Below are 12,852 nucleotides of genomic sequence, written 5' to 3'. Positions count from 1 at the left end.
ACCCCTGCGGGTAGCGAGTGGCGATGGCACGATTACACGAATTACCGCGTTGTTCGCGTAGTCGTCGCTGCCGCCGCCCCGGAGGTTCCTGTGCCCCTCTCCGTCGCCTCGATCCTCGCCGAGACCGCCGCTCGGCGACCCGACCACACCGCGCTCGTGCTCGGAGACCTCCGGCTGCCCTATGCCGCGGTCTGGGACCAGGCCAAGCGGTACGCCGCGGTCCTCCGCGCGCAGGGCATCGGCCCGGGCGACCGGGTCTCGATCCTGATCCCGAACACCCCGCACTTCGTCTTCGCGTACTACGGCGCGGCGTCGCTGGGTGCGGTGGTCGTGCCGGTCCACGCGCTGCTGCGCGCCGAGGAGATCGAGTACGTCCTCAAGGATTCCGGGTCGAAGCTGTTCGTCTGCGCCGGTCCGCTGCTCGGCGAGGGGGCCAAAGGCGCGGAGCTGGCCGACGTCCCCCTGATGACGGTGATGGGCGACGCCGGACCCGAAACCGACGCACCTCGTATCGACGAGATCGCCCAGCAGACCGAACCGATCACGACGTACGAGCAGGCCGAACCGGACGACGTGGCGGTCATCCTCTACACCTCGGGCACCACCGGAAAGCCCAAGGGCGCGATGCTGACCCACCTCAACATCGTGATGAACGTCGACACCAGTGTTCTGACCTCGTTCAACACGAGCCCGGACGACATCGTGCTCGGCTGCCTCCCGCTGTTCCACTCGTTCGGGCAGACGGTGTCGCTGAACGTCACGTTCCGGGCCGGCGGCACGCTCGTGCTGATGCCGCGGTTCGACGGGCCCAGCGCGGTCGCGCTGATGATCAAAGAGAAGGTCACCAACTTCATCGCGGTCCCGACGATGTACATGGCGGTGCTCGAGGCGATCCGCAACTCCGGGACGGGCGAGAAGCCGCCGTTGCGGCTGGCGATCTCCGGCGGTGCGTCGCTGCTGCTGAGCGTCCTCGAAGAGTTCGAGCGGGTGTTCGAGATCCCGGTCTACGAGGGGTACGGCCTGACCGAGACGTCTCCGGTCGCGACGTTCAACCAGAAGGACTTCCCGACGAAGCCCGGCACGGTCGGCCGTCCGATCTGGGGGGTGGACGCCGAGATCGCGCGGCCCGAGATCGAGGAGCGCATCGAGCTCGTGCCCACCGGCGAGCTGGGTGAGATCGTCATCCGCGGCCACAACATCATGAAGGGCTACCTGAACCGCCCGGAGGCCACCGCGGAGGCGATCGTCGACCGCTGGTTCCGCACCGGTGACCTCGGCACCAAGGACGAGGACGGCTACATCACGATCGTCGACCGCAAGAAGGACATGGTGCTGCGCGGCGGGTTCAACGTGTACCCGCGCGAGGTCGAAGAGGTGCTGATGCGCCACCCGGACGTCGCTCAGGTCGCGGTGATCGCGGTGCCGCACCCGACGCACGGCGAGGAGGTCTGCGCGGTGGTCGTGCCGGCACCGGGCTCCACTCCGGACGCCGCGGAGATCATCGCCTGGTCGAAGACGCACCTGGCCGGGCACAAGTACCCGCGGATCGTCGAGTTCGTCGAGGCGTTCCCACTCGGCCCGTCGGGCAAGGTCCTCAAGCGGGAACTCAAGACGCGCTTCCACGGGTGAGACACACGAACGCCGCCGACCAGGGGTTGGGTCGGCGGCGTTCGGTATCTGGTCGATGGTGCAGGGGTCGCCCCCTGCTGCGGACGGCGGTTGCCGATCCGTGACCCAGCTGTTAGTCGATCGTGAGCGTGTTCAGGATGTAGTCACAGCCGGTCTTGATCTGCGACTCCTGGTCGGCCCACTGGCAACGGATCTGGATCTCCTTGGTCTTGTTGAACATGAAGTAGCTGTAGGCCTTCGCCGTCCCGAAGTTGAACTGGTAGAAGTACCCCTTGTAACCGTTGTAGGTCACGTTCTGCCGGGTTGTGGCGTCCTGACCGATTCGCTTCACCAGACCGTCGAACTCGGTCTCGAGCTGCGTGTCGCTGATCGTGCTCGTGTCGGCCGGGAGCGTGTACGAGTCGAGGATCAGGAAGTCGTTCTGCTCGGACGCGGACGTCGCCATCGCGGCGGTGTACTCGCTGCTGGCGCCGGTCGTCTCCGAGCTCGGGGCCTTGACCTCCTGGAAGCCCTCGGGCAGCCGGACGCTGAACGGCGCGCCGGCCGGACGGACCTCGGGGCGGCTGGTGTCGATCGACGGCCCGGTGGACTCCGGCGTGGCCGGCGTGGAGGCCGTGCTCGACGGAGCGGTCGAGTTGCCGCTGGGCTTCGTGGTCGCGGTGTCGTTCTTGTCGTCGGACTTCGAGACGAGCCAGGTACCGACGCTGCAGACCAGGATGATCACGACGACCACGCCGACGATTCCGCCGACGATCCAGCCGGTCTTGCTCTTCTTCGGCGGGGCCGGCGGTGGGTAACCGCCGCCCGGGGCGCCGTAGGCGCCCGCCGGGTTCCCGTAGGGGTCGGCCGGAGCGGCGTACGGGTCGGCGCCGTAGGCACCGGCGCTCGGGTTGCCGTAGGCGCCCGCGCTCGGGTTCGCGTACGGGTCGCCCGGGGGTAACGGCGCGGTCGGGTTCGCCGGCGGCTGGCCGTACGGAACACCAGAGGCCGGCTGGCCGTAAGGACCACCGGAACCGGGCTGGCCGTACGGGTCGCCCGAACCGGGCTGGCCGTAGGGAGCGCCGGAACCGGGCTGGCCGTACGGGTCGCCGGAACCGGGCTGGTTGTACGGAGACCCGGACTGGGGCTGGTTGTACGGAGACCCCGACGACGGCTGGCCGTACGGGTTCGCCGGCTGACCGTATGGGTCGTTCGGCTGCCCATAGGGCTGGTTCGGGTCGTAACTCATGCTAGTTCCGCTCTTCTCCGGTCGTCATGGGCTCATCACCGGCCCCGATTCAACCCCAGCATGCTGCGCCGATGACGTTCCGGGTGTGCCGATGCCGACGCAAACACTGTCGCGTACCGGACACAGTTGTCGCACAGCGGACCAAGCGCCAGTGGCCGTACGGCCCCCATCTGGGGGCACATTCGCCCCGTACGCCTCGCTGCTTTCAGTCGATCGTGAGCGTCGACAGCATCTCTTCGCAGCCGCGGAGAATCTCCGATTTCTTGTCGCTCCACCGGCAGAGGACCTGGATCTCCGTCGTGCCGTTGAACACGAAGTAGTTGTCGGCTTCGTCGGCCCCGTACCGGAACGTGTAGCGGAGCGCGCGGTAGCCCCGCACGGTGACCGCGCTCCCGGTGGTCGGGTCGTGGCCCAGGTCCTTCACCACCGCATCGGTCTCGGAGCGCAGCGTGGCGTCGTCCAGCGTGGTGGCGTCGGCCTTGAGCTCGTCGGAGTTCGTGACGATGACGTTGGCGGTGTCGGACGTCGTCAGCGCGGCGGCGGACGGGTGCGAAGCCTCGCCTCGCAGCGACGCGGGAGCGGTCACCTCGACGAATCCGGTGGGGACCTGCCAGCTGTAGGGCGCGCCGGCCGGTCGGAGCGTCTGGCGCTCGACCGGCGCCGCCGCGGACGACGGTACGGACGAGGACTGCGACGACCGCGAGGCGGACGCTTTGGCCGCGTCCTGTTTCTCGAGCAGGAAGCCGCCCATCACGCACAGCGTGAGGCAGCCGACCACGAGAACCAGCGCGGCCAGGAAGCCGATGACGAGCCACACGCCGATGCTGCGCCCGGACGACCGCGGAGGTTCCACCGGTGGCGGTGCGGCCGGCGTGTACCCGTACGAGTTGTAGTTGTCGTAGCTCACGGCGTACAGGGTGGTGCCGGGCGCCACCGGCGACCGTCCACCGGCCGACGCCCACTCTGTCGGCACCCGAACGTAAAGTTGTGGCGTGCTGGCTCTCGTGGTCGATACCGCTACCGCTGCTGTGACCGTCGGCGTCGTCGACTTCTCCGACGGTGAGGCGGCGGTGCGCGCCGAGCACGTGGTGGTCGACGCCAAGCGGCACGGGGAGACGCTGGCGCCGGGCATCCGCGCCGTGCTCGACGAGGCGGGCATCCGCGCCGCAGATCTCGCCGCGATCGTGGCCGGGGTCGGCCCGGGGCCGTTCACCGGCCTGCGGGTCGGGCTGGTCACCGCGGCGTCGCTCTCCGATGCGCTCGGTATCCCGGCGTACCCGGTCTGTTCGCTCGACGGTCTGGCCGGGCCGGGGCGTCCGCTGCTGGTCGCGACCGACGCGCGGCGGCGCGAGGTGTACTGGGCCCGGTACGACGAGGCCGGTGTGCGCGTCGAGGGCCCCGCGGTGGCCAAGCCCGCCGACCTCGCGTCCCATCTCGCCGCTGAGACTCCGGTCGCGGTCGGCAGCGGTGCGGCGCTGTACGCCGGGCAACTCGGGCTGCCGGTCGAGGAACCGCTCTACCCCACGGTGGCCGGCCTGGCCCGCCGCGCCGCCGACCGCGTCCTCGGTAAAGCTCCGGCCGAGCCGCTCACCCCGCTCTACCTGCGCCGGCCCGACGCGGTGGAGCCCGGCGCCGCGAAATCAGTGCTGACGTGATCCTGGCCCCGATGCGCTGGTGGCACATCGAGGAGATCGGCCCGATCGAGCGAGACCTGTTCGGCGACGAGGAGTGGTCGCCGGGCATGTTCTGGTCGGAGCTCGCCCAGCCCGACACCCGCTGGTACCGGGTCGCGGTCGAGGACGACGAGGTGATCGGCTACGCCGGTCTCTGCGTCTACGGCCCGGAGGACGCCTGGGTGCAGAACGTCGCCGTGCGCCGCGACCGGCAGGGCTCCGGCCTGGGTCGCCGGATGCTCGACGAGTTGCTCGACGAGGCGGTCCGGCGCGGCGCCCGGCAGGTGCTGCTCGAGGTCCGGGCCGACAACGGACCCGCTCAGCGGCTGTACGCTCGCCGCGGGTTCGAGGCCGTGGGGCTCCGCCGCGGCTACTACCAGCCCAGCGGCACCGATGCCGTGGTCATGCAGTGGGAGGCGAGGGGGGAGTGATGGACGCACCTTTGGTACTGGGCATCGAGACGTCCTGCGACGAGACCGGTGTCGGCATCGTCCGCGGCTACGAACTGCTCGCCGACGCGGTCGCGTCGAGCGTCGAGCAGCACGCCCGGTTCGGTGGGGTGGTACCCGAGGTCGCCAGCCGGGCGCACCTCGAGGCGATGGTCCCCACCGTCCACCGCGCGCTCGCCGACGCCGGGGTGACCCTCGGTGACGTGGACGCGATCGCGGTCACCGCCGGTCCCGGGCTCGCCGGTGCGCTGCTGGTGGGTGTCGCCGCGGCCAAGGCGTACGCGCTGGCGCTCGGCAAGCCGCTGTACGGCGTCAACCACCTGGCCGCGCACGTCGCGGTCGACACGCTCGAGCACGGGCCGCTGCCCGAACCCGCGATCGCGATGCTGGTGTCGGGCGGTCACTCGTCGCTGCTGCTCGTCGACGACCTGACCGGTGACGTCGAGGCGCTCGGCGCGACGATCGACGACGCCGCCGGCGAGGCGTTCGACAAGGTCGCGCGGGTCCTCGGGCTGCCGTTCCCCGGCGGGCCGCCGATCGACCGGGCGGCGCGCGAGGGCGACGCGGCGGCGATCGCGTTCCCGCGCGGGCTGACCGGGCCGCGAGACCTCGCCGAGCACCGGTTCGATTTCTCGTTCTCGGGCCTGAAGACCGCGGTCGCCCGTTGGGTCGAGACCCGGCAGCGCAACGGTGAGCCGGTGCCGGTGGCCGACGTCGCGGCGTCCTTCCAGGAGGCGGTCGCCGACGTGCTGACCGCCAAGGCGGTCGAGGCGTGCAAGCGCAACGGCGTCGAGACGCTGGTGATCGGCGGCGGGGTCGCGGCGAACTCGCGGCTGCGTTCATTGGCCGCCGACCGGTGCGAGAAGGCCGGGATCCGGCTGCGGGTGCCACGCCCGAAGCTCTGCACCGACAACGGTGCGATGGTCGCGGCGCTGGGGGCCAGGCTGGTGGCCGCCGGGGTGGCGCCGTCCCCGCTCGACCTGCCCGCCGACTCGTCCCTGCCGGTCACCGAGGTCGTGATGGCGTGATCGTGCGGATGGTCGAGATGGCGGCTCATCCCGAGGCGCACCAGGACCTGGTCGACTGGGCCTGTGCGGTCGGCGTACCCCAGCTCGAGCGAAACCTCGACCACATCAGCTCCGAGGTCTTCACGTCCGCCGACAACCGGCTCGTGGTGATCTCCCGGTGGCGGTCGGCTCCGGTGCCGCTCGCCGACCCGCCCACCCATTGGCTCCGACGTGAGGCGCACTCATGGGACTTTTCGCCGGTCGACCGGTAATTCTGGACGTCGACACCGGTGTGGACGACGCGCTGGCGCTGTTGCTGGCAGTGGGGTCGCCGGCTCTGGACGTGCTCGGGGTGACCTGCGTCGCAGGCAACACCGGGCTCGAGCCGGTCGTCGCGAACACGCTGCGGGTGCTCGACGTCGCCGGTGCGCCGGCCGATCTGCCGGTCGCGGCGGGCGCCCGGCGTCCGCTGATCGACCCGCCGCATCTCGCCCAGCCGGACGCGACCCAGACCGCCGAGCACGTGCACGGTTCCGACGGCCTGGCCGACATCGGGCTACCGGCGTCGCCCCGGCCGCTCGACGAGCGCCACGCGGTGGAACTGCTCCGCGACCTGCTCCGTGAAGCCGAGACCCCGGTGACGCTGATCCCGCTGGCGCCGATGACGAACATCGCGCTGCTGCTGCGGAGCTACCCCGAACTGCGGGGCAAGATCGAGCGGATCGTGCTGATGGGTGGCGCGGTCAACGGTGGCAACGTGACCGCGTCGGCCGAGTTCAACGTGTTCGCCGATCCGGAGGCCGCCGCGATCGTGTTCGGCGCCGACGTGCCGGTGACGATGTACGGCCTCGACGTCTTCTACTCGGTGCGGGTCAGCGAGGCCGACGCGACCGCGATGGCGGAGTCCGACGTGCCGTCCGCCCGGCTGGCCGGGCAGCTGCTGCTCTACCGGATGAACGGTGAGCTGGACTCGGCCGAGATCGGTGACGCGGGTGCGGTCGCGTCGGTGATCGCGCCGGAGGGGCTGTCCACCGAGGCGCTGGAGGTGAGGGTCGAGCTCGAGGGGCGCTACACACGCGGGTGCACGGTCGTCGACCGCCGCAGCGCGAGCGACAAAGACTGGGACCCGCACCGCCACCAGCCGGCGCCGGTCGTCGACGTGGCGCTCGACGTCGACGCCAAGCGTTACGCCTCGCTGTTCGTCTCAGTGGTGTCGGGACGCGACACGTAACGCCGGCCGTAGAGCACCGAGCCGACGAGCCCGGCGGCGACGCCGAGCAGCAGCGTGAGCAGGCCGTCGGTCGCGCCGAGCACGATCGCCGCGATCGGCGGCCCGAGCAGCACGACGCCGACCGGACCGCTCCACGGCCCGGCGGTCTCGCCCAGCAGGCACACCGCGCAGGCGACCAGCGCGCACACCGCGGCCAGCGACGGCAGCAGCCCTTCCGCGGTGAAGCACGCCCAGGCCAGTCCGCAGGCCGTCGCGATCAGCCCGAGTTCCCGCCATCCCCGCGCCCAGTGCGTGACCGCGTCGGCCGGCTTCGCGGGACCGGGCCGGACGACGGTGGCCAGCGCGGCCACACACGCCACCATGCCGATCACCGCCACCAGCGCGAACGGCCGGTCCATGGCCGGAGCCGGTGCGCTCGACGTCACGCACATGACGACGTCGCTCGAGCTGCCCGGGTCGCCGGGCAGGTCCCGCGGAGGCGCCGTCCCGGCCGCCCGCACGATCGTGTTCATCGGCCCGACCGCGGCGCTGATCGCGTACCAGACCAGCGAGACCGCCAGCAGCACGACGCCGGTCGGTACCGCCCACGGCATCGGCCGCCGCAGCACCCACCAGCCCGCCACCCCGGCCAGGCCCGGCACCAGCCAGGACGAGAACGCCCAGTCGCGCTGGAGCAGATATCCGGCGCAGTCGAAGTCGCCCGCCCCCTCCACCCACTGCTGGGCGTCGTACGCGCCGACGACGAGCGCGAGCCCGAACAGCGCCACCGCGACGCGCCTCATCACGCCCGGCACCGTACCGTCAGAGCCGGCGGCAGATCAGCGCGATCGGGTTCCCGGCCCGCCGGGTGAGGACCACGGTGGCCTCCTCGGGCCCGGACAGTTTCAGCTGGGGCCGTAGCTGCTCGGGCGTCACCGCGGTGCCCCGCTTCTTGATCTCGACCCGTCCCACGTCGCGGCGGGCCAGTTCGGCCCGCAGCCGTTTCACGCCGAACGGCAGTACGGTCTCGATCGCGTACGCCCGCGCGAACGGCGTCGGGCGCAGTTCGCCGGTGGTGAGGTAGGCGATCGAGGGATCGAGCAGCCGCCCGCCGATCCGATCGGCCAGTTCCGCGATGAGATGCGCGCGCACCACGGCGCCGTCCGGGTCGTAGAGGTACCCGCCGATGTCCCCGACCGGTGCCTCCCGCGACCCACTCCCGGTCAACTCGGCCGCAGCCGGCGGAGGCGATCCGGCCGGGCCGGGGCCGGGCAGCAGCGTCGCCCTCCGCGGGACCCCGGCCAGCGGGCCGAACCAGATCGCGGCCTCGACCACCTCGCCCCGCTCCGACACCCATTCGGCCTCGGCCCCGGCCGGTATCCGCTCGTGGTCGATCCCCGGCGCCACCTTCACCACGGTCCGGGGTATCCGCTCGGCCAGCGTCAGCAGGAACGACCACGGTGGAGAGTAGGCGTCCGGATCGAACACCCGCCGCCCGCCGGATCGTCGCGCCGGATCGCAGAACGCCGCGTCGAACGCCGAGAGATCGACGTCCGCCGCCTCCCCGCGGATCACCCGAACCCGCTCCGAGAGCCCCAGCGCCTCCACGTTGGCCGCCGCGACCGCCGCGGTCACTGGATCGCGCTCGACGCCGGTCGCGTCCAGACCCGCACGGGCGAGCGCGATCAGATCGGCCCCGGCACCACACCCCAGATCGACGACACGGCGCGCACCGCTGCCCGCCAGCCGGGCGGCCCGGCGACCGGCCACCGAGCCGCGGGTGGCTTGCTCAGCGGCGTCCGGCGTGAAGAACATGGCGGCAGCGTCGGATCCCAGCTTGGTCGCGGCGGAGCGCCGGAGGCGCTGCTGGGTGAGCGCGAGCGAGACCAGGTGCGGGTCGTGGCCGGCCGCGCGGAGCCGGGTGGCCAGCGCGAGCGGGTCACCACCCACCGCGGCCGCCTCCAGTGCAGCGGCCCCGGCCGGTGACCGCAGCGCCGAGACGTCCGAAACCTCCACGGCCGCTCATCTTCACATACGAGCCCGGCCAGGGGTTTCCCGCGCCGGCCCGATCAATCCGGGAATCCCGTTGAACCGAGGTGGCCCCACCCGCGTGATGCGAACGAGTCGGTGGCGAGCGACGGTGCTCATGACGCTGCCTGATAGCCGGGGAGCCGAAGGAGCCGAGAGAGCCATGGGAACCGAGAGTGGCTGAACGTCGGCGAGCGTCTCGGGGCTGGGTCGAATACGACATCCGGTCCGAGGGCGTGGACAAAGCCGCGGAACGAGCGCCTTCGGGACGCTCGTCCGGGCGTAGGCCCAGTCGGCGCGATCGCCGGGAGCAGCAGCGGGAGGAGCCGGGGTACGGCGGTTACCTGGGGTACGGCGACCCGGGCGAGTACGGCTTCGGCGACGTGCGTTCGTCGCAGTACCAGGAGCTCGAGGCCGCCTACGGGGGACCTCCGGGGCACGGACCGGGCTCTCCGGCCTACGACCCGTACGACCCCGGGTACCGCACCGGGGTCTACGAGCAGATCCGCGACGACGGTCCGGTCTACGGCGATCCGACGTTCGGCCCCAGCTACGGCGAGCCGTCCTACGACCACGGTTACCCCGCGCCCCGCGGCTACGATCCCTACTTCGGTGACCAGCGCGGTTACCGGGCGGAAGAGTACGGCGCCGGTGGCGTCCAGGGCTTCGGCGGCCTGCTCGCGATCGAGAGCGGCTCCAGCGCTCCGGCCGAGCCGGAACTGCCGCAGTTGCCCGCGGGAACGGAGATCGAGCTCCGCGACCGGGTCCGCTCGCCGCTCCCGGTGCCGGAGACCCTCGCCGAGGCGCGCGGCCTGCTGTTCGAGACCGGCACGGTGGTGCCGGTCGGGCTGGCGTCCGAATGGCTGCGCCCGGAAGCGCGGATCGTCCCGATCCAGCCCCGCCCCGAGGTCGACGACCTCGTCGCCTGGGCGATCCAGGCCGACCGCGGACCGGTCCTGCGCCTGCTCTGCGGTGCCGGCGGCCAGGGCAAGACCCACGCCGCCCAGCAGGTCTGCGCCGCGCTGGAGGCTCAGGGCTGGCTCGCCGGTTTCGTACACCTGCCCCCGGCGAACTGGCGCTCGATCAGCATCAACGACCTGGAGGAGACCGGCCCCGACCGGACGCACTGGGAGAAGGAGCTCCGCCGGGCCGGGGAGGTGATCGCCGGCATCCGGTCGGTCGCCCGTCTGCGCACGCCGACGCTGCTGGTCGTCGACCAGGCCGAGTCGGTCGGCCCGCTGGTCGGCGAACTGCTGGCGACGATCGACGAATACGGCGCCGCCCCGTGGATCCGTGTCCTGCTGCTGGCGCGCTCGCCCGACGGCTGGTTCACCGACCTCTCCGAGGCCCACCGGCTGCGGTCCTGGGTCTCGCCGAATCCGCTACCGCTCGGTTCGCTGCCCTCGCAGCTCGGCGGAGGCGAGTCGGCCGCGGTCTGGCGCGCCGCCGTCGCCGCGTTCGCCAACCGCGCCGTCTCCGACGGCGTCCTGCCCCGGGCCGACCTCGCCCGCCTGACCTCGCCGCCCCCGGCCGGCCTCTGGGGCACGACCCTCGACTTTTATGCGGACGCCGCCCTGCGCGTTCTCGACGCGACCGCGCCGGCGCTCCGGCGGCACACGCGCCGGGACGGTGGCGGGCCCGATCCCGTCGCCGGTGTGCTGGCGTACGAGCGGCGGCAGGTGTCCGCGGTGCTCGCGGCGGCCGGTTGCGCGATCGAGGACGGTCAGCGCGACTGGGCGATGGCCGTCGTGAACCTGCTGCCCGCAGCGACGCCGGAGGCCGCGATCCACGCGCTGCGGGCCGTGCCCCCGCCCTGGCAAGTGCCGCCGGACCGCCGCGCGGACGTCGCGATCGCGCTCTCCCGCCTCTACCGGGGCACCACCGAGGCCGGCTGGTCCTCACCGCGTCCGGCCCGCCTGGCCGACGCCCACCTGCTGGATCTGGCCGGGAGCCTGGCCGACCCGGAGTGGTCGGCGGTCATCTCGAACATCTGCGGTGAGCTCGATCCGCTGGCCGCGCTGCACGCTGCGTCCGCGCTGATCCGCTGCCTGTCCGCCCCGACGCCGTCCCGGCGGCAGGAGCGGGCGAAGAACCGGATCAGCGTGTCGCTGCCCTGGCTGCTGCAGACCGCGCCGCACCGGTACGCCCAGCCGCTCACGCTGTTGGCCCCCGAGCGGTACACGAAGGCGATCGGCGACCTGCTGGCCGTGGACGGCGTCCCGGACGAGACCGTGCAGCAACTCGACTCGCTGGTGCTCTCGATCGGTTACACGCCGAGCCGGGCGGTCATCGCGGCCGCGTTGTCGGACCGGCTGGTCGCGGCGGCCTACCCGGGCTCGGACGGGACGCCCGACCAGCTCAGCGAATACGCCCGGTGCCTGAACAACCTGGGCATCCGTCTCTCGGCACTGGGTCATACCGAAGATGCGCTGGCCCCGGCCGAGGACGCGGTCGCGGTGCAGCGCGGGCTCGCGATGTCGGACGCGTCGTACCTGCCCGACCTGGCGATGTCGCTGGACCTGCTCAGCTCGGCGCTCGCCGACGCCGGACGTCCGGAAGACGCCCTGCCGCCGGCCGAGGAGGCCGCGGTCGCCTACCGGCGTCTGGCCGCGCAGGACTCGGTCAGCTACCTGCCGGAGCTGGCGACGGCGCTCAACACGCTCGGGATCAGGCTCACCGAGTCCGGGCGACGCGAGGCCGCGCTGGACCCGGTGGAGGAGGCGGTCGCGGTCTGCCGCCGGTTGGCCGTGATCGACCGCGCCACTTACCAGCCCGAGCTGGCGTTCTCGCTGACGAACCTGAGCATCAGCCTGGCCGACCTGGAGCGCTCGGAGGAGTCGATCGAGCCGGCCGAGGAAGCCGTCGTCGTCTACCGGCGTCTGGTCGCGGCCGACTCGGTGGGTCACCTGCCGCAGCTCGCGCTGGCGCTGAACAACCTGGGGAACCGGCTCGCCGAGACCGGCCGCGGCCGGGAGGCGCTGCAGCCCGCCGAGGAAGCGGTGTCGGTCTACCGGCGTCTGGTCGCGTCGAACTCGACCGCGTACCTGCCGAACCTGGCCGCGTCGCTCAACAATCTGGGGATCCGGCTGGCCGAGGCCGGGCGGCAGCAGGAGGCGCTGACGCCGGTCGAGGAGGCCGTCGAGGTGTACCGGCGGCTGGCCGACACCGAGGGCGCGGCGTACCTGCCGGAGCTGGCCCTGTCGCTGCACAACCTGGGCAACCGGCTGGTGCGGCTGGCCCGCCCGGACGACGCGCTGTCGCCGGTCGCCGAAGCGATCGCGATTCGGCGTCAGCTGGCCGCCGAAGACCCGAACCCGCACCTGCCCGACCTGGCCCGGTCGCTGGCCGCCGCGAGCGCGACGATGGGCGCGATCGGGCGGGTCGAAGAGGCAGCGGAGGCCGCGGCCGAGGCCGTCGAGGTCCTGGAGGCGACGCCGTCCCCGTCGCGCTCCGAAGACACGCTGCTGATGGCCGCGATCAAGATCCGCGACGACGCGTACTCGCGCCTGGAAACCGACGACGAACGCAACGCCCGCGCCCTCACGCAGACGACCACCACCGTCCGCGCACTGGGCTGGGGCGCCGGCCAGCAGGTCCCGCCCCATCCCCGCCGCCGCCACTAGGGCGT

General features: G+C 72.2%; 11 protein-coding genes. 7 read left to right on the top strand and 4 right to left on the bottom strand.

What is annotated here, in order from left to right; translation table 11 throughout:
* The first annotated feature begins 90 nt into the window (after window positions 1-90).
* On the top strand, window positions 91-1,629 hold the full coding sequence (locus ACIBZJ_RS29390; protein WP_395935237.1) for a long-chain fatty acid--CoA ligase: 1,539 nt from the start codon (window positions 91-93) through the stop codon (window positions 1,627-1,629).
* A 112-nt stretch (window positions 1,630-1,741) separates the two neighbouring features.
* On the opposite strand, the gene ACIBZJ_RS29385 is transcribed toward ACIBZJ_RS29390, so the two are convergent.
* Both ACIBZJ_RS29385 and ACIBZJ_RS29380 read right to left on the bottom strand, forming a co-directional pair.
* Window positions 1,742-2,857 carry a hypothetical protein gene (locus ACIBZJ_RS29385; protein WP_395935235.1) on the bottom strand — a complete coding sequence of 372 codons (1,116 nt, stop codon included), beginning with the start codon at window positions 2,855-2,857 and terminating at the stop codon, window positions 1,742-1,744.
* Between the two features lie 205 nt (window positions 2,858-3,062).
* Window positions 3,063-3,764: a hypothetical protein gene (locus ACIBZJ_RS29380; protein ID WP_395935233.1), complete on the bottom strand. Its 702-nt coding sequence runs from the start codon at window positions 3,762-3,764 to the stop codon at window positions 3,063-3,065.
* Between the two features lie 85 nt (window positions 3,765-3,849).
* On the opposite strand from ACIBZJ_RS29380, the gene tsaB reads away from it, so the two are divergent.
* The 5 genes from tsaB to ACIBZJ_RS29355 are packed head-to-tail and all read left to right on the top strand — an operon-like array spanning window position 3,850 to window position 7,217.
* Window positions 3,850-4,512 (top strand): tRNA (adenosine(37)-N6)-threonylcarbamoyltransferase complex dimerization subunit type 1 TsaB, encoded by a 663-nt coding sequence (gene tsaB, locus ACIBZJ_RS29375; protein WP_395935231.1) that lies wholly within the window; start codon window positions 3,850-3,852, stop codon window positions 4,510-4,512.
* 11 nt (window positions 4,513-4,523) lie between these two features.
* Window positions 4,524-4,961 (top strand): ribosomal protein S18-alanine N-acetyltransferase, encoded by a 438-nt coding sequence (rimI, locus tag ACIBZJ_RS29370; RefSeq protein WP_395935582.1) that lies wholly within the window; start codon window positions 4,524-4,526, stop codon window positions 4,959-4,961.
* Window positions 4,958-6,007, top strand: coding sequence for a tRNA (adenosine(37)-N6)-threonylcarbamoyltransferase complex transferase subunit TsaD (gene tsaD, locus ACIBZJ_RS29365; protein ID WP_395935229.1), 1,050 nt, complete (start codon window positions 4,958-4,960; stop codon window positions 6,005-6,007). The genes rimI and tsaD overlap by 4 nt, the downstream gene beginning before the upstream one ends.
* Window positions 6,004-6,258 (top strand): hypothetical protein, encoded by a 255-nt coding sequence (locus tag ACIBZJ_RS29360; protein WP_395935227.1) that lies wholly within the window; start codon window positions 6,004-6,006, stop codon window positions 6,256-6,258. Before tsaD ends, ACIBZJ_RS29360 begins: the two co-directional genes overlap by 4 nt.
* A complete protein-coding gene (locus tag ACIBZJ_RS29355) occupies window positions 6,231-7,217 on the top strand; it encodes a nucleoside hydrolase (RefSeq protein WP_395935225.1) in 987 nt (328 codons plus the stop codon). The genes ACIBZJ_RS29360 and ACIBZJ_RS29355 overlap by 28 nt, the downstream gene beginning before the upstream one ends.
* Here the strand turns inward: ACIBZJ_RS29355 and ACIBZJ_RS29350 are convergent.
* Together ACIBZJ_RS29350 and ACIBZJ_RS29345 are read right to left on the bottom strand one after the other, a co-directional pair.
* Window positions 7,172-8,002 (bottom strand): hypothetical protein, encoded by an 831-nt coding sequence (locus ACIBZJ_RS29350; protein ID WP_395935223.1) that lies wholly within the window; start codon window positions 8,000-8,002, stop codon window positions 7,172-7,174. The two genes, ACIBZJ_RS29355 and ACIBZJ_RS29350, sit on opposite strands and share 46 nt — an antisense overlap.
* Before the next feature lie 16 nt (window positions 8,003-8,018).
* Entirely contained in the window at window positions 8,019-9,212 is a 1,194-nt protein-coding gene (locus tag ACIBZJ_RS29345; RefSeq protein WP_395935221.1) for a methyltransferase domain-containing protein, read from the bottom strand.
* A 248-nt stretch (window positions 9,213-9,460) separates the two neighbouring features.
* Between ACIBZJ_RS29345 and ACIBZJ_RS29340 the strand changes: the two genes are divergently transcribed.
* On the top strand, window positions 9,461-12,847 hold the full coding sequence (locus ACIBZJ_RS29340) for a tetratricopeptide repeat protein (RefSeq protein WP_395935219.1): 3,387 nt from the start codon (window positions 9,461-9,463) through the stop codon (window positions 12,845-12,847).
* Window positions 12,848-12,852 lie beyond the last annotated feature (5 nt).

The sequence above is a fragment of the Cryptosporangium sp. NPDC051539 genome, from assembly GCF_044454545.1.
Lineage (GTDB): Bacteria > Actinomycetota > Actinomycetes > Mycobacteriales > Cryptosporangiaceae > Cryptosporangium.
This window is presented reverse-complemented; position numbering and strand designations above follow the sequence as displayed.